The sequence below is a fragment of the Qipengyuania sp. R86523 genome, from assembly GCF_044596365.1.
Lineage (GTDB): Bacteria > Pseudomonadota > Alphaproteobacteria > Sphingomonadales > Sphingomonadaceae > Qipengyuania > Qipengyuania citrea.
The window spans coordinates 2,110,062-2,129,328 of sequence record NZ_CP138997.1 but is presented as its reverse complement, the minus strand read 5'-3'; the positions used below and the strand labels follow the sequence as shown (position 1 = coordinate 2,129,328).

23 protein-coding genes are annotated in these 19,267 nt (G+C 63.3%); 13 read left to right on the top strand and 10 right to left on the bottom strand.

Annotated elements, in window-relative coordinates; translation table 11 throughout:
* Positions 1-14 precede the first annotated feature (14 nt).
* Together SJY12_RS10465 and SJY12_RS10460 are read left to right on the top strand one after the other, a co-directional pair.
* Entirely contained in the window at positions 15-497 is a 483-nt protein-coding gene (locus SJY12_RS10465) for a GAF domain-containing protein (protein ID WP_160766242.1), read from the top strand.
* 121 nt (positions 498-618) lie between these two features.
* Positions 619-1,596 carry a glycine zipper 2TM domain-containing protein gene (locus tag SJY12_RS10460; protein ID WP_397505313.1) on the top strand — a complete coding sequence of 326 codons (978 nt, stop codon included), beginning with the start codon at positions 619-621 and terminating at the stop codon, positions 1,594-1,596.
* 56 nt (positions 1,597-1,652) lie between these two features.
* Here the strand turns inward: SJY12_RS10460 and SJY12_RS10455 are convergent, their stop codons facing one another.
* The 6 genes from SJY12_RS10455 to SJY12_RS10430 all read right to left on the bottom strand — a co-directional run bounded on the left by SJY12_RS10455 (position 1,653) and on the right by SJY12_RS10430 (position 7,491).
* Entirely contained in the window at positions 1,653-2,633 is a 981-nt protein-coding gene (locus tag SJY12_RS10455; protein WP_397505312.1) for a ParB/RepB/Spo0J family partition protein, read from the bottom strand.
* Positions 2,630-3,403, bottom strand: coding sequence for a ParA family protein (locus SJY12_RS10450; protein WP_050601476.1), 774 nt, complete (start codon positions 3,401-3,403; stop codon positions 2,630-2,632). Before SJY12_RS10450 ends, SJY12_RS10455 begins: the two co-directional genes overlap by 4 nt.
* Positions 3,400-4,035 (bottom strand): 16S rRNA (guanine(527)-N(7))-methyltransferase RsmG, encoded by a 636-nt coding sequence (rsmG, locus tag SJY12_RS10445; protein WP_397505311.1) that lies wholly within the window; start codon positions 4,033-4,035, stop codon positions 3,400-3,402. Before rsmG ends, SJY12_RS10450 begins: the two co-directional genes overlap by 4 nt.
* Positions 4,032-5,879: a tRNA uridine-5-carboxymethylaminomethyl(34) synthesis enzyme MnmG gene (gene mnmG / locus SJY12_RS10440; RefSeq protein ID WP_397505310.1), complete on the bottom strand. Its 1,848-nt coding sequence runs from the start codon at positions 5,877-5,879 to the stop codon at positions 4,032-4,034. The genes rsmG and mnmG overlap by 4 nt, the downstream gene beginning before the upstream one ends.
* Before the next feature lie 61 nt (positions 5,880-5,940).
* Positions 5,941-7,215, bottom strand: coding sequence for a tRNA uridine-5-carboxymethylaminomethyl(34) synthesis GTPase MnmE (gene mnmE / locus SJY12_RS10435; RefSeq protein ID WP_397505309.1), 1,275 nt, complete (start codon positions 7,213-7,215; stop codon positions 5,941-5,943).
* 12 nt (positions 7,216-7,227) lie between these two features.
* Entirely contained in the window at positions 7,228-7,491 is a 264-nt protein-coding gene (locus SJY12_RS10430; RefSeq protein ID WP_050601479.1) for a DUF6489 family protein, read from the bottom strand.
* A gap of 98 nt (positions 7,492-7,589) precedes the next feature.
* Between SJY12_RS10430 and SJY12_RS10425 the strand changes: the two genes are divergently transcribed.
* Genes SJY12_RS10425 through SJY12_RS10415 form a run of 3 tightly spaced genes read left to right on the top strand, consistent with a single transcriptional unit; the run spans position 7,590 to position 10,302 of the window.
* The gene (locus SJY12_RS10425) at positions 7,590-8,288 is read left to right on the top strand and encodes a dienelactone hydrolase family protein (protein ID WP_050601480.1); all 699 of its coding nucleotides are present in this window, start codon (positions 7,590-7,592) and stop codon (positions 8,286-8,288) included.
* Complete coding sequence (locus SJY12_RS10420) at positions 8,288-9,904, top strand: FMN-binding glutamate synthase family protein (RefSeq protein WP_397505308.1); 1,617 nt, start codon at positions 8,288-8,290, stop codon at positions 9,902-9,904. The genes SJY12_RS10425 and SJY12_RS10420 overlap by 1 nt, the downstream gene beginning before the upstream one ends.
* Positions 9,901-10,302, top strand: a complete 402-nt coding sequence (locus SJY12_RS10415) for a nuclear transport factor 2 family protein (RefSeq protein WP_397505307.1) — start codon at positions 9,901-9,903, stop codon at positions 10,300-10,302. Before SJY12_RS10420 ends, SJY12_RS10415 begins: the two co-directional genes overlap by 4 nt.
* Here the strand turns inward: SJY12_RS10415 and SJY12_RS10410 are convergent.
* From SJY12_RS10410 to hemE, 4 genes are all read right to left on the bottom strand, one after another.
* Positions 10,297-10,818, bottom strand: a complete 522-nt coding sequence (locus tag SJY12_RS10410; RefSeq protein ID WP_397505306.1) for an AAA family ATPase — start codon at positions 10,816-10,818, stop codon at positions 10,297-10,299. The genes SJY12_RS10415 and SJY12_RS10410 overlap by 6 nt on opposite strands.
* Before the next feature lie 13 nt (positions 10,819-10,831).
* Positions 10,832-12,097, bottom strand: coding sequence for a transcription termination factor Rho (rho, locus tag SJY12_RS10405; protein ID WP_050601483.1), 1,266 nt, complete (start codon positions 12,095-12,097; stop codon positions 10,832-10,834).
* A gap of 162 nt (positions 12,098-12,259) precedes the next feature.
* On the bottom strand, positions 12,260-12,703 hold the full coding sequence (locus tag SJY12_RS10400) for a CopD family protein (RefSeq protein ID WP_230832224.1): 444 nt from the start codon (positions 12,701-12,703) through the stop codon (positions 12,260-12,262).
* Positions 12,704-12,736: 33 nt separating this feature from the next.
* Positions 12,737-13,762: a uroporphyrinogen decarboxylase gene (hemE, locus tag SJY12_RS10395; protein WP_050601485.1), complete on the bottom strand. Its 1,026-nt coding sequence runs from the start codon at positions 13,760-13,762 to the stop codon at positions 12,737-12,739.
* Between the two features lie 376 nt (positions 13,763-14,138).
* On the opposite strand from hemE, the gene SJY12_RS10390 reads away from it, so the two are divergent.
* The 8 genes from SJY12_RS10390 (at position 14,139) to SJY12_RS10355 (ending at position 19,190) form a co-directional block, all read left to right on the top strand.
* Positions 14,139-14,924, top strand: a complete 786-nt coding sequence (locus SJY12_RS10390) for a pyruvate, water dikinase regulatory protein (RefSeq protein ID WP_063506023.1) — start codon at positions 14,139-14,141, stop codon at positions 14,922-14,924.
* Positions 14,921-15,523 (top strand): Maf family protein, encoded by a 603-nt coding sequence (locus SJY12_RS10385; protein ID WP_397505305.1) that lies wholly within the window; start codon positions 14,921-14,923, stop codon positions 15,521-15,523. The genes SJY12_RS10390 and SJY12_RS10385 overlap by 4 nt, the downstream gene beginning before the upstream one ends.
* Entirely contained in the window at positions 15,520-16,374 is an 855-nt protein-coding gene (locus SJY12_RS10380; RefSeq protein WP_397505304.1) for a shikimate dehydrogenase family protein, read from the top strand. The genes SJY12_RS10385 and SJY12_RS10380 overlap by 4 nt, the downstream gene beginning before the upstream one ends.
* On the top strand, positions 16,371-16,985 hold the full coding sequence (gene coaE / locus SJY12_RS10375) for a dephospho-CoA kinase (protein ID WP_397505303.1): 615 nt from the start codon (positions 16,371-16,373) through the stop codon (positions 16,983-16,985). The genes SJY12_RS10380 and coaE overlap by 4 nt, the downstream gene beginning before the upstream one ends.
* A gap of 41 nt (positions 16,986-17,026) precedes the next feature.
* Positions 17,027-17,722, top strand: coding sequence for a DNA polymerase III subunit epsilon (gene dnaQ, locus SJY12_RS10370; protein WP_397505302.1), 696 nt, complete (start codon positions 17,027-17,029; stop codon positions 17,720-17,722).
* A 75-nt stretch (positions 17,723-17,797) separates the two neighbouring features.
* Positions 17,798-18,367, top strand: a complete 570-nt coding sequence (hpf, locus tag SJY12_RS10365; RefSeq protein ID WP_397505301.1) for a ribosome hibernation-promoting factor, HPF/YfiA family — start codon at positions 17,798-17,800, stop codon at positions 18,365-18,367.
* Positions 18,368-18,384: 17 nt separating this feature from the next.
* Complete coding sequence (locus tag SJY12_RS10360; RefSeq protein WP_050601491.1) at positions 18,385-18,849, top strand: PaaI family thioesterase; 465 nt, start codon at positions 18,385-18,387, stop codon at positions 18,847-18,849.
* Positions 18,850-18,854: 5 nt separating this feature from the next.
* Positions 18,855-19,190, top strand: coding sequence for a DUF1491 family protein (locus SJY12_RS10355; protein ID WP_230832218.1), 336 nt, complete (start codon positions 18,855-18,857; stop codon positions 19,188-19,190).
* Positions 19,191-19,267: the final 77 nt, after the last annotated feature.

Genomic DNA, 19,267 nt, shown 5'->3' with positions numbered 1-19,267 from the left:
CTACATCGCCCACCATGTTCGATTTCCGACCCGATGCGGGCACGCCCAAGCCCGAAGCCTATCGCCAGCTGCTCGACGCGGCGGGGGCGCTTACTGCGGGCGAGCGCGATGCGGTGGCCAACATGGCCAATGTCGCGGCGCTGCTATGGGACTTCCTCCCCCAGCTGAACTGGGCGGGGTTCTACCGCATGGTCGATGGCGAACTCGTGCTCGGCCCCTTCATGGGCCGCCCGGCCTGCATCCGCATCCCGCTGGGCAAGGGCGTCTGCGGGACTGCCGCGAGCGAAGCGATGACTCAGCTGGTGGAAGACGTTCACGCCTTCCCCGGTCACATCGCTTGTGATTCGGTGACCAATTCGGAACTGGTGGTGCCCGTCCTGCGGGATGGGAAGGCTATTGCGGTGATCGATCTCGACAGCCCCGAGAAGGGCCGCTTCGACCAGCACGACGCTGCCGGAATCGAAGCGCTCGCAGCGATGCTCGCCGATCGCATCTGAACCGGCTGCCCCATAGCGGAACACCCCGGCAGCGCACTTTGGCGTGCATGCGGGGCAATGCTAACGTGCAGGCATGGTTTCGGCATCGATCGTGATCGAGTCGCTCAAAGGAACACGCATCATGACTGTCCGCACTACCCTTCCCCTGATCGCGCTGACGATCGCGCTGCAACCGGCGCATGTTTCGGCGCAGAACACGATCTCCTACGAGACCGGGGAGTATGAGTATGCGCAGGCGCTACCCGAACTGGACGACGACGTCGTCACCGAAACGATTGAAGCCGCAGCTGCGGACCAGCCCGTTGGCGCAGCGCGCAGCATTCCCGCACGCGCCGAGACGCCCGTATTCGTCCGGTCCCCGACGATCCAGCCGATCGATCCCTCGCAGCCCGAATACTACGTGTTTGAGCAAACCGAGGCGCAACCCGCACTGGCCGTGCGTTCGATTCAGAACCGCAGCGCCGTGCCTGCAGTGCAGCAAGCCCAGCCGACCTATGTCTACATCCAGCAGCCACCGCAGGTGGTCTATGTCTATCCGGCACAGGAAGGCATGGTGACGCAGGCTGCGGGCGGCGCTTCGCGCGTCATCTACCGCGGCGGGTCCGCGGGCGGCGCCCAGCCGCAATATGCCGGGGGCTACCAGCCGGCGCCAAACGCCACCTCGGTTTATCTGCCTGCCGGATCGCAGGTCGTCGATTTCGATCGCAACGCCTGGATCGAGGAATGCCGGGTGCGGCTCGACACCTATGAAAACGACAGCGAACGGGGCGAAATCATCGGCGCGCTGCTTGGCGGGGCAGCGGGCGGGTTGCTCGGCAACCGCATCGCGGGAAGCGGCAATCGCACCGCCGGCACGTTGATCGGCGCAGGCGCAGGCGCGCTGGCGGGCATGGCCGCCGGCGATGCCATCGAAGACGGTTCGCGTCGCCGCAGCGACAGCCGCAGCCAGTGCCAGGCCTATCTCGACGATTACATGCAACGGGCCACAGCCGATGCCGGCGCAACGCAGTACAACCAGCCGGGCCAGTACATGCTGGTGCCGGTTACCGTCGAAGTGCCGCAGATGAGCGTCTACCGTGACGGGACGCCCGCCAACTGATCACGGCTTCGCAGCCCGTAGTCAGTTCGCGCGAAAGCGTTCGGCGAATGGGCTGCCTAGATATCACCGCCGGTAAGGCGCTGACAAATAAGGTCTAATTGATCCAGCGTGCGGAAGCGGATGGTGACTGCGCCGCTGTTGGGCGTCGTATCGGTGGTGATCTTGACGGGCATGCCGAGGAACTCCTCCAGATGACCCTGCACCGCTGCGATATCGGCATCATCGCCAGCGGCGCCATGCGTGGTGCCGGCCGAGGATGATGGTTGGCGCGTGCGCGGCTTGCGGGTCAACGCTTCCATCTGACGCACAGACAGTCCTTCGGACACGGCCTTTTGCGCCAGTTCGCTGGCTTCCTCGCGCCCGATAAGCGCCCGTGCGTGGCCCATCGAAAGCGCACCATCGGCCACCAGCGCCAGAACCGTGTCCGGCAAGGCGAGCAGACGCTGGAAATTGGCCACATGGCTGCGCGACTTGTCGACCAGCTTGGCGATTTCGGCCTGCGTCATCCCATCGTCTTCGGAAAGCTTCTGGTACGCGCGCGCTTCTTCCACCGGATTGAGGTCTTCGCGCTGGAGGTTCTCGATCAGCGCCAGCGCCATCACCTCGCGCTGGTCGAGATCGCGCACCAGCGCAGGAATTTCGTGCAGCCGGGCGCGCTGCGCGGCGCGCCACCGGCGCTCACCCGCAACCAGCCGATAGCGCCCCTTGCCCAGCGGCGAGACGATGATCGGTTGAATCACACCACGCGTGGCGATCGAGGAAGCCAGCGAATTGAGGCTTTCCTCGTCGAAATGCGTACGCGGCTGACCGGGCAGCGGCTCGATATTCGCAACGGGAATCGAGGTAAGGCCGTTCGCCGCCGGTTCCGCCGTCGTTGCGGACGACTGCGCCTGCCCATCATTCTGGTTCTGGCCGCTATCCGAGCGGACCAGCGGCTCTTCGCGGCGGGTTTCGCCCAGCAGCGCGCCAAGGCCCTTGCCGAGCTTCTTCTTGCGATCGATCTGCCGAGGGCCGGTGCTTGCGGAAGATTCGCTCATGCCGCTTTCCTTTTCTGCGGGAGACGCCCGATCAATTCGCGCGCCAGCCCGATATACGCGCGACTGCCCGAGCAATTGTGGTCATAGACCAGCGCCGGCATCCCGTGACTGGGCGCTTCGCTGAGCCGGACGTTGCGCGGAATCACGTTCTCGAAAACCAGCTTGCCCAGGCAATCGCGCACATCGTCGGCAACCTGATCGGTCAGACGGTTGCGGCGGTCGAACATGGTCAGGACGACCCCGATGATGCCGAGGTCGGAATTGAAGCCCTGCTGGACCCGTTCGACCGTCTGGAGGAGCTGGCTTAGCCCCTCGAGCGCGAAGAATTCGCATTGCAGAGGGACAAGGAGTGAATCGGCCGCGCAGAGCGCGTTGAGCGTCAGCAATCCCAGCGAGGGTGGGCAGTCGATGAAACACACATCGTATCCCTGCGTATCCAGCGCCTTCCTCAAGCGCGCGGTGCGATCATCGACCGAAACCAGTTCAACTTCGGCTCCGGATAGATCCTGCGTCGCTGGTACGATGTCGAGCCCGGGAATGTCGGTAGGCTGCGCGCATTCCGTCAATGTACCCTGATCGAGCAGCAGATCGTAGCTCGTGTATTCGCGGTCGGCGCCCGCAACGCCCAGACCAGTTGATGCATTGCCTTGCGGGTCGAGATCGATCAGCAGCGTTTTCCATCCGGTCGCTGCCATCGCCGTAGCAATGTTGATCGCGGTGGTGGTCTTCCCCACCCCGCCCTTCTGATTGGCAATTGCAATGGTGATCATGGTTTAGCGCTCCACTGGCCGCGTCCTACGACGACGCCTGCGTCGGGATCGGTCCGAGACTGTTCCACGTGAAACATCTTGCGGCGATTCTTCGGCAGTCCCTGCACTTCTTGCGCTGCCGAACGCCCTTTGGGCAACACCCAATCGGTTGTCTTTGTGGAGAAGCGCCCGGCCAAGCCTAACAAGCGGTCGAGTGGCGCAAAGGCACGAGCAGAGACCGTCCCGGCATCGATCCGTTCGACGTCCTCGAGCCTGCAGCCTGCGACGCGGCAGTTTTCGAGAGCCAACCCCTCTCTGGCACGTTCGAGCCAATCCACCCGCCGCTTGCGCGATTCCACCAATATTACTTCGAGATCGGGCCGCATTGCGGCAATAACTAGGCCCGGGAAACCCGCTCCACTCCCGAGGTCGAGCCATGGTGCCTGCGTGGCCGGGACAAGTTCGAGGAGCTGTGCCGAGTTGGCAATATGCCTTTGCCAGACAATTGGAATAGTGGCTTTGGCGACCAGGTTCTGCGAAGCATTCTCCGCGATCAGCAGATCGCTCAATTTCGCCAGTCGGTCCATGGCGATACCGTCACACAGGGAAGCGACATAGGCCCTCGCCTCGCTCTCATCCGCAATCGCGGTCACGCTGCACGGTCCAGCTTGCGCGCATGAACGAGCAGAGCGGCAAGCGCCGCAGGCGTTATGCCGCGTATCCGACTGGCCGCGGCGAGCGTCTCGGGTTTGGCGAGAGACAATCGTTCGACCATCTCATTCGAAAGGCCGGGCACGCTGGCGAAAGGAAAATCGGGCGCAAGAACCTGTGTCTCGCTCTTGCGCAAATCGCTGAGTTCGGCCTGTTGGCGCGCCAGATAAGGGGCGTAGAAAGCGTCCTCCGCCATTTCTACTGCAAGCGGATCGACCGGATCCACCGCAATCCAGAGCGCTGCCTCGCTTAGGTCGATATGGCCTGCAGCCAGCCATTCCGACGCCGAACGCGGTCCCGCGTCCTGTTTCACGTGAAACCCCGCCTCGACCAGATCGCGTGAGTGTATCTGGGTGGCGAACCTTTCCTCATACTCCGCGCGCCGCTGTTCGCGTTGCCGGTACCAATCTGCGCGTCGCTCTCCAACAATGCCGCATTCGATGCCAAGGGGCGTGAGCCGCGTATCGGCATTGCTTGCCCGCAGCCGCAACCGGTACTCCGCGCGAGAAGTCAGCATCCTGTAGGGTTCAGTAATCCCCTGGAGCGTGAGGTCGTCGACCATTACGGCGATATAGGAATTTGCCCGATCGAGCGCTGCCGGTCGTTTGCCGAGAACCGCGGACGCGGCGCCCATCCCGGCCACCAGACCCTGTGCTGCCGCCTCTTCATATCCCGTGGTGCCATTGATCTGGCCGGCACAGTAGAGACCGGGAATGGCATGCAGTTCGAGTGTAGACCGGAGCGCCCGGGGGTCGATATGATCGTATTCGACGGCATATCCGGGCACCGCCATCTCCACGCGTGCCAGTCCGTCCATTTCGCGCAACATGCCGAGCTGCACGTCAACGGGAAGCGAGGTGGAGATGCCGTTGGGATAGACAAGGTTCGTATCTAGCCCCTCCGGTTCGAGGAACACCTGATGCCCGTCGCGGTCGGCAAAGCGATGGATCTTGTCTTCGATTGACGGGCAATAGCGCGGCCCTGCGGCTCCGATCGCGCCCGAAAACAGGGGGGACCGGTCGAGATTTGCGCGGATGATATCGTGTGCCCGCTCGTTCGTGCGAGTGATGGCACAAAACACCTGAGGGTTCACACGCGCGCCGGACAAGGCGCTCATCGTCCAGTTGTCACTATCCGACGCTTGCTCTTCGAGGCTTGCCCAATCGATGGTGCGCCCATCGAGCCGCGGCGGGGTGCCGGTCTTGAGCCGGCCCATGGGCAGATCGGCGCCACGCAGCTGCTCGGCGAGCTGGTGCGCTGCGCCCTCACCTATCCTGCCCCCCTCGAACCGTTCCTCCCCCCGGTAGAGAACACCACCAAGAAAAGTGCCAGTGCAAAGGACGACGGCGGGCGCGAGAAGCTTTGTCCCGTCCGCAAGTGTGAGGCCCGAAACGGCGCCGCCCGATAGCAGCAGGGCCGCCGCTTCTCCGGCGATCACGGTCAGCAATGCCTCTTCGGCGACGATGGCCTGGACCTGGGTGCGGAACAACGAGCGGTCCGCCTGCACACGTGGCCCCCAGACCGCGCTGCCCTTCGATCTATTGAGCATCCGGTAGTGGATTGCTGCCGCATCGGCCGCTCGCGCGATCACGCCATCGAGCGCATCGACTTCCCGAACGAGATGCCCCTTGCCCAATCCACCGATCGCGGGATTGCAGCTCATCGCGCCGATCTTGTGGGGATCGAGGCTCACCAGCCCCGTTCGCGCACCCATCCGGGCAGCTGCGCAGGCCGCCTCCACTCCGGCGTGGCCGCCGCCGACAACAAGGACATCGAATTCGTGCATCAGACGGGCCCTTTAACCGGCGCCGCCTCACGCGTCAAAAAGCCGTGTTTCACGTGAAACACTATTTGCCGATACAGAACCGCCCAAACAACGCGTCGAGCATTTCCTCGGTCGAATCGCGCCCAACCAGCCGATCTAGCGCGCGCCGGGCGCTGCGCAGCCGTTCCGCCCCAATCAGGAGATCACCCGATATGTCAAGCTGCGCTAGATTGTCAGCGGCCGCGAGCGCGCATTCCTTTTGCCTGCGGTTGAAGGCAATCCGGTCCACCGGGGGCAGCGCGGCCTTCCCCCGCTCGACGATCATGTCGACCAAGCGGTCCATGCCCTGCCCCGTTACAGATGAAACTTTCACATCGGCCGGCCCCTGGTCCGCCGATCCAAGGTCGCTTTTCGATGCGACGATGATCGAGCCATCGGGCGCCTCCACCGGTTCGCCCAGCCATAGAACGATCTGACCCGATTCGACGGCCCGGCGTGCGCGTTGGATGCCCATCTCCTCGATCACGCCCGCCCCTTCCTTGCGCATGCCCGCAGTATCGACCAGCACGAATGGCACTCCCGCAATGCCAACGGAGCGCTCCAGCACATCGCGGGTCGTTCCGGCTTCGGGTGTCACGATCGCCGCATCATCGGCCAGCAGCGCGTTGAAAAGCGAAGATTTCCCTGCATTGGGCGGGCCTGCGAGTATCACTCGGACACCATCCCGCAAACGCTCCGCCTCGGGCCGCCCGGCGACCCGGCGGATTTCCGCGACGAGATTTGCAGTTTCATCGGTGAAACCGGGCGGAAGGCCTGCGACATCATCCTCGTCTGCGAAATCGATGACAGCTTCGACGGCAGCAGCCAACCCGAGGATCCGGCTGCGCCATTCATCGATGCGCTCTGACAGGCTGCCGCCAGCGGAAAGAAGGGCGCCCTGCCGCTGCAATTCGGTTTCAGCTGCAAGCAGATCCGCAAGACCCTCGGCCTCGGCGAGGTCCATCCGACCGTTCGCAAAGGCGCGGCGGGTGAATTCCCCGGGTTCGGCGGCGCGCAATCCATCCATGTCAGCAAGTGAGCGGGAGATCGCGGCGATTACCGCCCTGCCCCCGTGACAGTGAATTTCGGCAAGATCCTCGCCGGTCGCGGTCTGCGGTCCGGGAAACCAGAGAACCAGTGCCGTATCCAGGACGGCACCGGTCCGATCACGCAGCGTCCGCACCCGCGGGGACCGCGCCGGAGGCAGCTTTTCTGCCAGTTCGGCCAATGCCGCGCCCGATCGCGGGCCGCTTATACGGATAATACCGATGGCCGCCGGCGGAGCCCCGCTCGACAGCGCGAAGATCGTGTCATCCATGCAAAGAATGGCTCAGCTGTCGTCCGACGGCTTCTTTGCGGAGGAACTGCGCGCCGCATTGGCCCCTTCCATAAAGCTCTGGAACAGCTTGAACCCCGCCTGGCCCATGGGAGCCAATTGCTTGGCATATTCTTGAAGTTGTTCGGTGTTGTTCACACCCTTCATCGCCTTGGACATCATGTCGACATAGACATCGTTCGCCTTGCCGACATCGGGCAGGCCCATGAAGGTCCGCGCCTCTTCGGGCGAACAGTCGATTTCGATATGGACCTTCATCGCGATTTCTCCGTTATGGCTTGCAGGAGCCTATCTGGGTCCGCATCACGCGTCATGCAAGCGTAAGACACCAAACGAAGCGAGGGAGCCAAACCACCATGAGCGAAACCGTCACTATCACCGCCCTGTCCGGCGACGAAGAGTTCACCGCCTATGTGGCGCGGCCGGCCGGCTCCCCCAAGGCCGCGATCGTCGTGATCCAGGAAATTTTCGGCGTGAATGCGGGGATCCGCCGTAAGTGCGATCGTCTCGCCGAAGACGGCTATCTCGCCATTGCTCCCGACCTCTTCTGGCGGCTCGAACCGAAGATCGAGCTCGATCCCGATGTCGAACCGGAATTTCAGCGCGCGCTCGATCTGATGGGCAAGTTCGATCAGGATCAGGGCATCCGCGACATCGAAGCAACCATCAAACAGGTGCGCGAAGCGGAGAAGATCGCGAAAGTTGGTTGCGTTGGATACTGCCTTGGCGGCCGCCTCGCCTACATGACTGCCGCGCGTACCGACGTGGATGCGAGCGTCGGATATTACGGAGTTGGCATCGACGGCCTGCTGGATGAAAAGCATGCCATTGCCCATCCGCTGATGCTGCATGTGCCGACCGAGGACGGCTTCGTCGACAAGGATACGCAGAAGGCCATGCACGAAGGACTGGACGATCACCCCAAGGTCACGCTGTATGACTACGAGGGGCTCGATCACGGCTTTGCCACCGAGTTCGGCAAGCGGCGGTCCGAAGAAGCGGCCCAGCTGGCCGACAAGCGCACAAGCGAGTTCTTCACCCAGCACCTCGCCTGATGCGCAACCGGGCCAATCTGCGCGAGTTGTCCGAACTGCTGATGCGGTTCGGGCCGACCGCGGTCGTCGCTTTACTCTGCGCGGTCTTCCTGCTGGTCGAACCCTTGCGCTGGGGCCTGGTAGTCACCGTTCCTCTGCTGTTGCTGGCGCTGTACGATTTCTTCCAGCGCCAGCACACGCTGTGGCGCAATTACCCGCTGCTCGCGCATATCCGCTGGATCATGGAAGACCTGCGCCCCTATGCGCGGGCCTATATCGTCGAAGGCGATCTCGAGGGACGCCCGTTCAACCACCAGCAGCGCGCCCTCGTCTACGCCCGGGCGAAAGGCCAGCTCGATTCGCATCCCTTCGGGACCGAACTCGATGTCTATTCGGACGAGTATGAATGGCTTGCCCATTCGGTCGTGCCCAATGCGCAGGCCCCGTCGGAATGGCGGGTCGATGTCGGCGGCAAGCAATGTGCGCAGCCCTATTCGGCCTCGCTCCTCAATATCTCCGCGATGAGCTTCGGATCGCTGTCGGCCAATGCGATCATGGCGCTCAACAAGGGGGCCGCCGCGGGCAATTTCTACCACGATACCGGCGAAGGGGGCATCTCGCGCTATCACCGTTCGCACGGCGGTGACCTCGTGTGGGAAATCGGCAGCGGCTATTTCGGCTGCCGGACCGATGACGGCTCCTTCGATTCCGATCAGTTTGCACAAACCGCGCAGGATCCGCAGGTCAAAATGGTCGAGATCAAGCTCAGCCAGGGCGCCAAGCCCGGCCATGGCGGCGTCCTGCCTGGCAGCAAGGTCACCGAGGAAATTGCGGAGGCACGCGGTGTCCCTGTCGGCACCGATTGCATCTCGCCTCCGGCCCATTCGACCTTTTCCACGCCCACCGGCATGCTCGAATGGGCTGCGCAGCTGCGCGACCTGTCGGGCGGAAAGCCGGTCGGCATCAAGCTGTGCGTTGGCAAGCCCCATGAAGTCTTCGCCATCATGAAAGCGATGCGCGAAACCGGTATCACGGTCGACTATATCGTGGTCGACGGCGCGGAAGGCGGCACCGGCGCGGCACCGGTGGAATTCTCCAACCGCGTGGGCATGCCGCTGCGCGAAGGACTGATCCTTGTCCGCAATGCGCTCGTCGGGACCGGTCTCAAGAGCGAAGTGAAACTGGCCGCTGCGGGCATGGTCCATTCAGGCGCGGGCATGGCGATGAATCTCGGCCTCGGTGCAGACTGGTGCAACGCGGGCCGCGCTTTCATGTTCGCGCTGGGCTGCGTGCAATCGATGAAGTGCCATGCCGATACCTGCCCGACGGGAGTGGCCACGCAGGATGCGACCCGCCAGCGTGGCCTCGTGCCCATGGAAAAAGCCGAGAGAGTCGCGCGTTTTCAACGCCATACGCTGCACTCATTCCGCGAGATGGTGGTCGCGATGGGGCTCGACAATCCCTGGCAGATCGAACCCGGCGACATCTCCGAACGGCTCAATGGCGCGCAGTCGGATAGCCTCGATCGCCTGCACGGCTTTCTCCAACCCGGCGCGCTGCTCGACTTGCCCGAATCGACCCCTTATGCCCACGCCTGGGCCGCCGCTCGGGCGGAGACATTCAGGGAGGCGATATGACGGCGCAACGCGGACTCAAGGCATGGCACGATGTGATCGAGGGCGGCAATTCGCCCAAGGCGCTCGCCGCGATCATCCATGAAGATGCCGTGTTCCATTCGCCCGTCGTCCACACCCCGCAACAGGGGCGCGATCTCGTGGTCGCCTATCTCGCTGCTGCGGGACAAACGCTCGGCAACGACAGTTTCGAATACGTCCGCGAGCTCGTCGACGGGGATAATGCGATGCTCGAGTTCATCACCGAAATGGACGGTGTCCACGTCAACGGCATCGACCTGATCCGTTTCGATGAACACGGCAAGATCGTCGATTTCAAGGTCATGGTGCGGCCGCTGAAGGCGGTCAACAAGGTCTGGGAGCAGATGGCGGCCATGCTGGAGGCGATGAAAGCATCATAGGCGCGCGAGAACGAACGACGCGCGCTCCTCGGCGGAAACCATGGGCAGGTCGATCAGCGCATAGCCATGGTCGCGCCAGGCCGCACACACGGCCCGGTCGCTGGCAATGGCTTCTTCCCAATCCTGGATCCGCTCGTCGTCGGGCGTGTAGATCGCGCGCCACGGCGGTGCGCGAAAGATCGGCCCCTCGAAACGATATTCATCGCATGCCCGCGTAATCTCGTCGGAGACGGGTAGTCCTTCGACCCGCAGGAAACCGGCAATATCGGGAAAGCCACGGTCGAATACGACCGACCCCTCGATCTGCCTATCTTCCCATGCCGCCAGTTGCGCTGAGAGCATTGCATCGGCGAAGGCGAGCGGATCCTCTTCGCGAAGCGCCATGCCGCCGGCGGATTTCAGGATCGTCCGCGCGACTTCCGAGACCGTCGCCACGCCGCGGCGCGACAGCTCTGCCAGCAGCGTCGACTTGCCCGCCCCGGGAGCCCCAGTAATGGCGGCTCTCTGGACGGGCATCGCGTACGAACCCCTACTGGTTCATGGTCGCGAAAAAGTCTTCGTTAGTCTTCGAATCCTTCATCTTGTCGAGCAGGAATTCCATGGCGTCGATCGTCCCCATCTGCATGAGAATGCGGCGCAGGACCCACATTTTCGACAGCTTGTCCTTTTCGACCAGCAGCTCTTCCTTGCGCGTGCCGCTCTTGCCCACGTCGAGCGCGGGGAAGATGCGCTTGTCGGCGACCTTGCGATCGAGCACAATTTCGCTGTTGCCGGTGCCCTTGAACTCTTCGAAGATCACTTCGTCCATCCGGCTGCCGGTATCGATCAGCGCGGTGGCGATGATCGACAGCGAACCGCCCTCCTCGATATTCCGGGCTGCACCGAAGAAGCGCTTGGGCCGCTGCAGTGCGTTGGCGTCGACACCGCCGGTCAGCACCTTGCCCGAGCTGGGCACCACCGTGTTGTAGGCACGCCCCAGGCGGGTGATCGAGTCCAGCAGAATCACGACATCGTGCTTGTGCTCGACCAGGCGCTTGGCCTTTTCGATAACCATTTCAGCGACCTGCACGTGGCGGTTGGCAGGTTCATCGAAGGTCGAGGAGATGACCTCGCCCTTCACGCTGCGCTGCATGTCGGTGACTTCTTCGGGGCGCTCGTCGACCAGCAGGACCAGCAGGAAAACCTCGGGGTGGTTGTCGGTGATCGCCTTGGCGATGTTCTGCAACAGCACAGTCTTACCCGTGCGTGGCGGGGCGACGATCAGCGCGCGCTGGCCCTTGCCCTGCGGCGAGATGATATCGATGACGCGCGCCGACTTGTCCTTGACCGTGGGGTCGAGCGTGTCGAGCGACAGCTTCTCTTCCGGGTACAGCGGCGTGAGATTGTCGAAATTGGTCCGATGGCGGACCGCATCGGGATCGTCGAAATTGACCTTGTAGATCTCGGTCAGCGCAAAATAGCGCTCGCCTTCGCGCGGCGCACGGATTTCGCCTTCGACCGTATCGCCGGTACGCAGGCCCCATTTGCGGACCTGATTGGGCGAAACGTAGATATCGTCGGGACCGGCGAGATAATTGGCTTCGGGGCTGCGCAGGAAGCCGAAGCCGTCCTGCAGCACCTCGATGGTGCCGATCCCCATGATCTTTTCTTCGTATTCCTCGTCCTCGGCCAGTTCGCGCAGGATGCAGAACATCAGGTCCTGCCGGCGCATGGTCGAGGCACCTTCGACGCCCAGTTCTTCGGCCATCGCGACCAGATCGGCCGGGGTTTTCTCTTTGAGATCCTTGAGATGCATATCAGTTTTACTCGGTATTCGGGTTTGGATGGCCGGCGGGTCGGTATGGGCTTGGAGAAAGCGGACCCGGCCTCGTCGATATGCGAGGCCTATCGCCGGTGGGTGGGCACGGAATACGGGCCCGCTGTCGGGCCGTCAATTCACAAAGCGACGCGCCGCTCGTCAGAAGGGTTTGACGATAACCAGGATCACGATGATCGCCAGCATGATGCCGGGAAATTCGCCCCACATCCGGAGCTGTTTCTCGCTCATCGGACGATCGCCGGCGATCATTTTCTTCGATCGGGCAACCATGATCCCATGAAACGCCGTCAGTAGCAGGACGAAGAGCAGCTTGGCGTGGAACCAGCCCTGGTCCCAGGCACCGATGGTCATTGCCAGCAGCAGTCCCAGAACCCACACCACGATCAGGCTGGGAGTGAGGATGACCTTGCGCAGCAGCCCTATCCGCTTCGCCCACAGGGCGGATTCATCGGACCCGGGGCTGGCGGGGTGAAGGTAGATCATCTGCCGCGGCAGCATGAAAAGGCCAGCGAGCCAGAACACCATGAAAATGATGTGTCCGGCCTTGAGCCAGAGATAGGTCATGGCAAGCAAATCCTGCATTCAAACTTCATGTAGGGACCACTCACCGCCGCGTCACCCCTCGAACGCACGAACGGTGGATATCAATCGCTCGACATGGGCAATCGGCGTGCGGCGGTCGATCCCGTGGCCGAGATTGAAGACATGCGGCCGGCCCGCAAACGCTTCGAGAATCGTGCGAACCCGCTGTTCGAGCCGGTCGCTTCCGGCAAGCAGCAGCAGCGGATCGAGATTGCCCTGGACCGGCATGCCGGCGGGCAATTCGCGCGCAGCCCATTCCGGATCGAGCGTTTCGTCGACCCCGACAGCATCAACCCCGGTTTCGCGCGCATAGGCGGGCAATTTCTCTCCCGCACCTTTGGGAAAACCGATGATCGGCGTTTCCGGATGGCGTTCGCGCAGGGCAGTGGTGATCGCAGCATTGGGGGCGATCACTAGGCGTTCGAATTCGTCGGGCGCCAGGCTGCCCGCCCAGCTGTCGAACAGCTGCACCGCTTCGGCCCCGGCGGCGATCTGGCCGGAGAGATAGGTGATCGTCTCGGACACGATCCGGTCAAGGATGGCATCCAGCTTGCCCGGATCGGCATAGGCCATCGCGCGCGCGGCATGCTGGTCGCGGCTCCCCTCGCCCGCGACCATATAGGTCGCCACCGTCCACGGGCTGCCGGCAAAGCCCAACATGGTCACACCGTCGGGCAGCCGCTTGCGGCACAGGCGCACGGTCTCGTAGATCGGATCGTAGCGGGTGGGATCAGGCGTCAGGTCGGCGAGAACCGCATCGACCAGCGGCGGCGAAAGCTTCGGCCCTTCGCCGGCCATGAATTCGAGATGCTGACCAAGCGCATGCGGTACGATCAGGATATCGGAAAACAGGATTGCCCCGTCGAAGCCGAACCGGTCGATCGGCTGCAGGGTAATCTCGCACGCCGCTTCGCTGTCGTAAGCCATCGCGAGAAACCCGCCCTTTTCGGCCCGCAGCGCGCGATATTCGGGAAGATAGCGCCCTGCTTGGCGCATGAGCCACAGGGGGGTCCGATCGGCGGGCTTGCCGTTCAGCGTATCGAGCAGGAGACCGGGCATCGCTGAGTCCAATCCAATAAAATAATAGTATATATAGAGGTTGATGGTGTCTGTTGGCCCTGTGGATTTCAGGGATAACCGGCCCCTGCCCGATTTCTCCCGCGCTGCAAAGGGTCGAGGCGCGTGAGCGACTCGCCCAGCCGTCTGAGTCGAGTCAAACTTATCCCTGCTATCCCCGGGGCTGCGCAAAACTCGGATTTGCTGTGCGGGAATCGGCCCGTGGAGGACTCGTATCGGGGAGCGTTTTCCTCCCCGAACTTGTCGCCAGCTTTCTCCCGTGGTTTATGCCCTTGTTCTCCACAGGCACCGGGATCGAGCCATTTCCAACCGCATCCACCTGCATCTGCTGTCCGATTCCACCGGCGAAACGCTGGAAATGCTGGCCAAGGCAGCGCTTGCCCAGTTCGAGGATGCCGACGTCGTTCGCCATTTCTGGCCGATGGTTCGCAGCCGGCAGCATCTCGAGCGGATCCTTCCCGAACTCAAGGGCAATCCCGGCCTGGTGCTGTTCACGCTGGTCAATCCGGAAACGCGCCACCGGCTGGAAGAAGCCTGTACGCAGCTCGGCCTGCCCGCCGTGCCGATTCTCGACCGGGTGACCGAGGCGCTGGAAAAGGCGCTGGGTCAGGAAGCGCACGGCCGCCCGGGTCGCCAGCACGCCATGGACCAGGCCTATTTCAACCGCGTGGAAGCGATCCAGTTCACCATAGCCCATGACGACGGGATCGGCTGGGAGGAATGGGAACAGGCGGATATCCTGCTTGCAGGGGTTTCGCGCAGTTCGAAGACGCCGACCAGCATCTACCTCGCCAACCGCGGTTACAAGGTCGCCAATATCCCGCTGGTTGTCGAGAGCCCGCCCCCGCCCAAGCTGTTCGAATTGAAGCATCCGATGATCGTCGGCCTCACCACCGCGCCCGAACGGCTGGTGCAGATCCGGCGCAACCGTCTGCTGACGCTCAACGAGGAGCGCGAAACCGACTATGTCGATAACGAACGGGTAAAGGACGAGGTCAAGTTCGCCCGCCGCATGTTTGCCGACAATGGCTGGGCGGTGATCGACGTGACGCGCCGTTCGATCGAGGAAACCGCGGCCGCGGTCATTCGCCTGTACAACGAGCGCGAGGCGCGTGGCAGCCAGCAGGGAATCAAGCCGATATGACACTCGATGGCAGCGGGATCGTCCTCGCTTCGAACAGCGCCTCGCGCAAGGCGATGCTCGAAGCCGCCGGGATCGCGTTCACCGCCAGGGGCGCCGATATCGACGAACGCGCGCTCGAGAACGAGATGGCCGGCGCCGAACCGGCCGAAATCGCGCAGGCGCTGGCTGCGGCAAAGGCCGCTGCCGTTTCGTCAGCCCTTCCTGGCGATCTGGTGCTGGGCTCCGATTCGCTGGTCGAGGTCGGTGGCCGGCGTTTCGACAAGCCCGCCAGCCGCGCCGATGCGGCCGACCATCTGCGGGCATTCTCCGGCAAGGTCATGACGCTGCACAGCGCCGCGGCGCTGGCACGCGGGTCGCAAATCCTGTGGATGGGCTCGGATTTCGCACGCCTCAGGGTTCGCGAACTCAGCGCCGCGTTCATCGAGGCCTATCTCGATGCCGAATGGCCCGCGGTGTCCTATTGCGTCGGCGTTTTCCGGATCGAAGGGCCCGGGGTACAATTGTTCGACAGCATCGCTGGCGACCAGTTCACCGTGCTCGGCATGCCGCTGCTCCAGGTCCTGGGCGCCTTGCGCGAAGAGGGGGCACTGCCCGCATGACCGCCTATGCCGAAGTCATCGGCGATCCGATCCGCCAATCCAAATCCCCCGTGATCCACGGTTTCTGGATCGAGCAGCTCGGGCTCGATGCGGATTACCGGGCGGCGCATGTAACCGGTGACGGGCTGGCTGCCTATCTGCAGGAGCGCAGGGCCGATCCCGAATGGCGGGGCTGCAATGTGACGATGCCGCACAAGCAGGCGATCATGCCGCTGCTTGACCGGCTGGAACCGCTGGCCAGGCGCGTCGGGGCTGTGAACACAGTCGTCAGGGCGGCCGATAGCAAGCTGGTGGGCCGCAACACCGATGTCGCAGGGTTTCTCGAACCCCTCACCGAACGATTGGGCCACCGGCACTATTTCCGCATGGCGCGGATATTGGGCACGGGCGGCGCGGCACGTGCGATCGTGGCCGGGCTGGCGAAGGAAGGCTTCACTCTGGTGCTGGCGGGCCGCAACCCCGACAAGGCGCGCGCATTGCTCGACGAGATCGATCCCGCGGGCGACCACCATGTCGCGCCGCTCGATCACTTCGCCGGGCCAAGCGATTTCGCTTTCGACGACCGCGAAGGATGCTGCGATCTGATCATCAATGCCTCGCCGCTCGGAATGCGCGGACAGCCTCCGCTGGCATTCGACTGGAGTCATGCGCCGCCGGGTTCGATCGCCTATGACATCGTGACCGATCCGGTCGATACGCCATTCCTGTCCGGGGCGCGCGCGGCGGGATTTGCCACCATCGATGGCCTCGCGATGCTGATCGGGCAGGCTGCCGCAGCCTTCACCCATTTCTTCGGCGTCGCTCCGCCGCGCGGCGACGATGCCGCGTTGCGCGAAAGGCTTGGCGGATGACTCGTCCGCTTATCGTGGGGCTCACCGGGTCGATCGGCATGGGCAAATCGACGGTCGCGGGGATGTTCGAAGCGGCCGGCGTGCCGGTTTTCGATGCCGACGCCGAAGTCCGCGCGCTGCAGGGCCCTTCAGGGGAACTGGTACCGGCGATCGAACAGGCCTTCCCAGGCAGCACCGATGCGGACGGCGTATCGCGCGAAAAGCTCGGCGCGCTGGTGTTTGGCAATCCCGCGGAGCTGGCCCGGCTCGAGGCGCTGGTCCACCCTGCGGTCGCGGCACGGCGCGAGGCCTTCCTGATCGAACATGCGGGCGCGCCTCTGGTCGTGTTCGACATCCCGCTGTTGTTCGAAAAAGGCGGTGCCGGAATGGTCGACAGCGTGGTGGTGGTGTCGGCCCCGCCGCAGGCCCAGCGCCAGCGCGTACTCGCCCGGCCCGGGATGACCGAAGAGAAATTCGCCCACATCCTCGAATTGCAGACGCCCGACAGCGAAAAGCGCGGGCGCGCCGATCATATCATCGACACCGGCAGCACGCTGGCGCAGACCGAGGATGCGGTGCGCGGCCTGATCGCCGAATTGCGTGGCAAGCACCCGGATGGGGCAGCATCGTAATCCTCTTGTAATCTTGCCTAGCGGGGCCGATAGAAGAGCCAATGCGCGAGATCGTGTTCGATACCGAAACCACTGGGCTAGACCCGAAGACCGGGGATCGCATCGTCGAGATCGGCTGCATCGAGATGGTCAATCTCGTGCCCACCGGGAACAGCTTCCACGCCTATTTCAATCCTGAGCGCGACATGCCCGCCGGTGCCGAGGCCGTGCATGGCCTGTCCGCGGCATTTCTCGCGGACAAGCCACTGTTCCGCGATCAGGCTGCAGACCTCCTCGCCTTTATCGCCGACTCCCCCCTCGTCGCGCACAATGCGGGCTTCGACTTCGGCTTCCTAAATTCGGAACTCGGCCTGTGCCAGCTCGAACCTGTCTGTACCACGCGGATGGTCGATACGGTGGCGCTGGCGCGCAAACGGCATCCGGGGGCGAAGCTGTCGCTTGATGCGCTGTGCTCACGCTACGGGATCGATCGCAGCCACCGCGTCAAACACGGTGCCCTGCTCGATGCCGAATTGCTTGCGCAGGTCTATGTCGAACTCAAGGGCGGGCGCCAGATCGGCTTCGAACTGGCGGCGGAGGCCGCGGTGGTCGAGATTACCACCACTCCTGACCGACCGGCCGTGCGCATGGCGCCGACCGGTCCGCGCCGCGAACCGCGGCCGCATCAACCGAGCGCGGCCGAACTGGCCCGGCACCGCGAATTCATGGCCGGGATTGAAAACCCGCTCTGGGGTTAAATCGGCTGCAAGGGAAACCGGCCGCATGGTCGGAGCGTTGGGATCGCACGGGACGGCAAAGGAGAAAATGGCAAGATGGATATTCGTGTTTCCGGCCACCAGATCGATACCGGCGCAGCTCTGCAGGAGCATGTCGACGATCGTTTGAACTCCATAGTCGACAAGTATTTCAGCCGCGCGATTTCTTCGCATGTGACCTTCGGCAAGGGGCCGGGCGGCGCCTTCACTGCCGATATCGTGACGCATGTGATGCAGGGGCTGATCCTCAAGGGCCACGCGGAAGCGCATGACGTGCATCAGGCGTTCGATGCCGCGGCCGCCAAGATCGAAAAACAGCTGCGCCGCTACAAGCGCCGGATCAAGGACCGCCACGCGCAGACGGCGCATGCGGTGCGCGAGGCCGAGGCGGCCTATACGATCCTCGCCTCGCCCGAAGCCGACAATGACGAGGAAGTCGGCGCGGACAGCCCGCCCGTGATTGCCGAAACCAAGGCGATGATCCCGGAATGCAGCGTGGCCGATGCGGTCATGCTGCTCGACCTGCAGAATGCCAACGGCCTGTTGTTCAAGAATGGCGGTAGCGGCGAACACAATATGGTCTATCGCCGCCACGATGGTTCGATCGGCTGGGTCGAACCCCGCTAGGGAGGGCGAACACAGCAATGACCGGTGCCGCAACCAGCGGGGCGGAACGCCATTTCCGCGCGCTCGAAAGCCTTTATGCGTCCGCGCCCATCAATGCGCAGTTCGCCTCGCGGCTGGAGATAACGGGGGAAGGCACGTCGCGGATCACCTTCGACGTGACCGAGGAAGTGTATCACGCTGCCGGCGCCGCACATGGCACGATCTACTTCAAGATGCTCGACGATGCCGGTTTCTACGCGGCGAACACCTTCGTCAGCGACCGTTTCCTGCTCACCACGTCGTTCAACCTGCATTTCACCAAACCGGTGCGAGTCGGGCAGGTCGTCGCCGAGGGGCGCTGGGTCAGCGGGCGGAAGCGGGTTTTCGTTGCCGAATCGCGGCTGGTCGATGAGGAGGGGGACGAGATCGGCCGCGGCACCGGTACTTTCATGCGTTCGCATATCCCGCTGTCGAGCCTGCCCGGCTACGTTGCGCAGGGCTGAGCCCGGTGGACGCACGCCTGCCCGCCCATGTCGAGGTGTCCGGACTGATTCGCGCCGTCGAAAGCGCAGGGGGCTTCGCCATGGTCCTGCAGAAGGGCGAGAGAGACGCCGGTACGATCCTCGTGTTAACCACGCAGAATGGCCGGAATACGCGCTTGTGGGAACGTATGCCGCAGTTGGACGGGTCGCGGAAGTTCAGCTGCACACGCGAGCAAGACGATGAAAATCCACGAGAAATTGATGAATACGTGGGGAAGAGACGGCGTTCGGACCCCGATTGCTGGGTGATCGAACTGGATATCGAGAATGCAGAACGCTTCGTCGCACCGGGTCCGGGTTAACTTGACTTGATTGCAATTGCGACTATTTGACCGCCAGCTTCGATGCGTAGGCGGCGTTTGGACGGCAATGGGGTCGA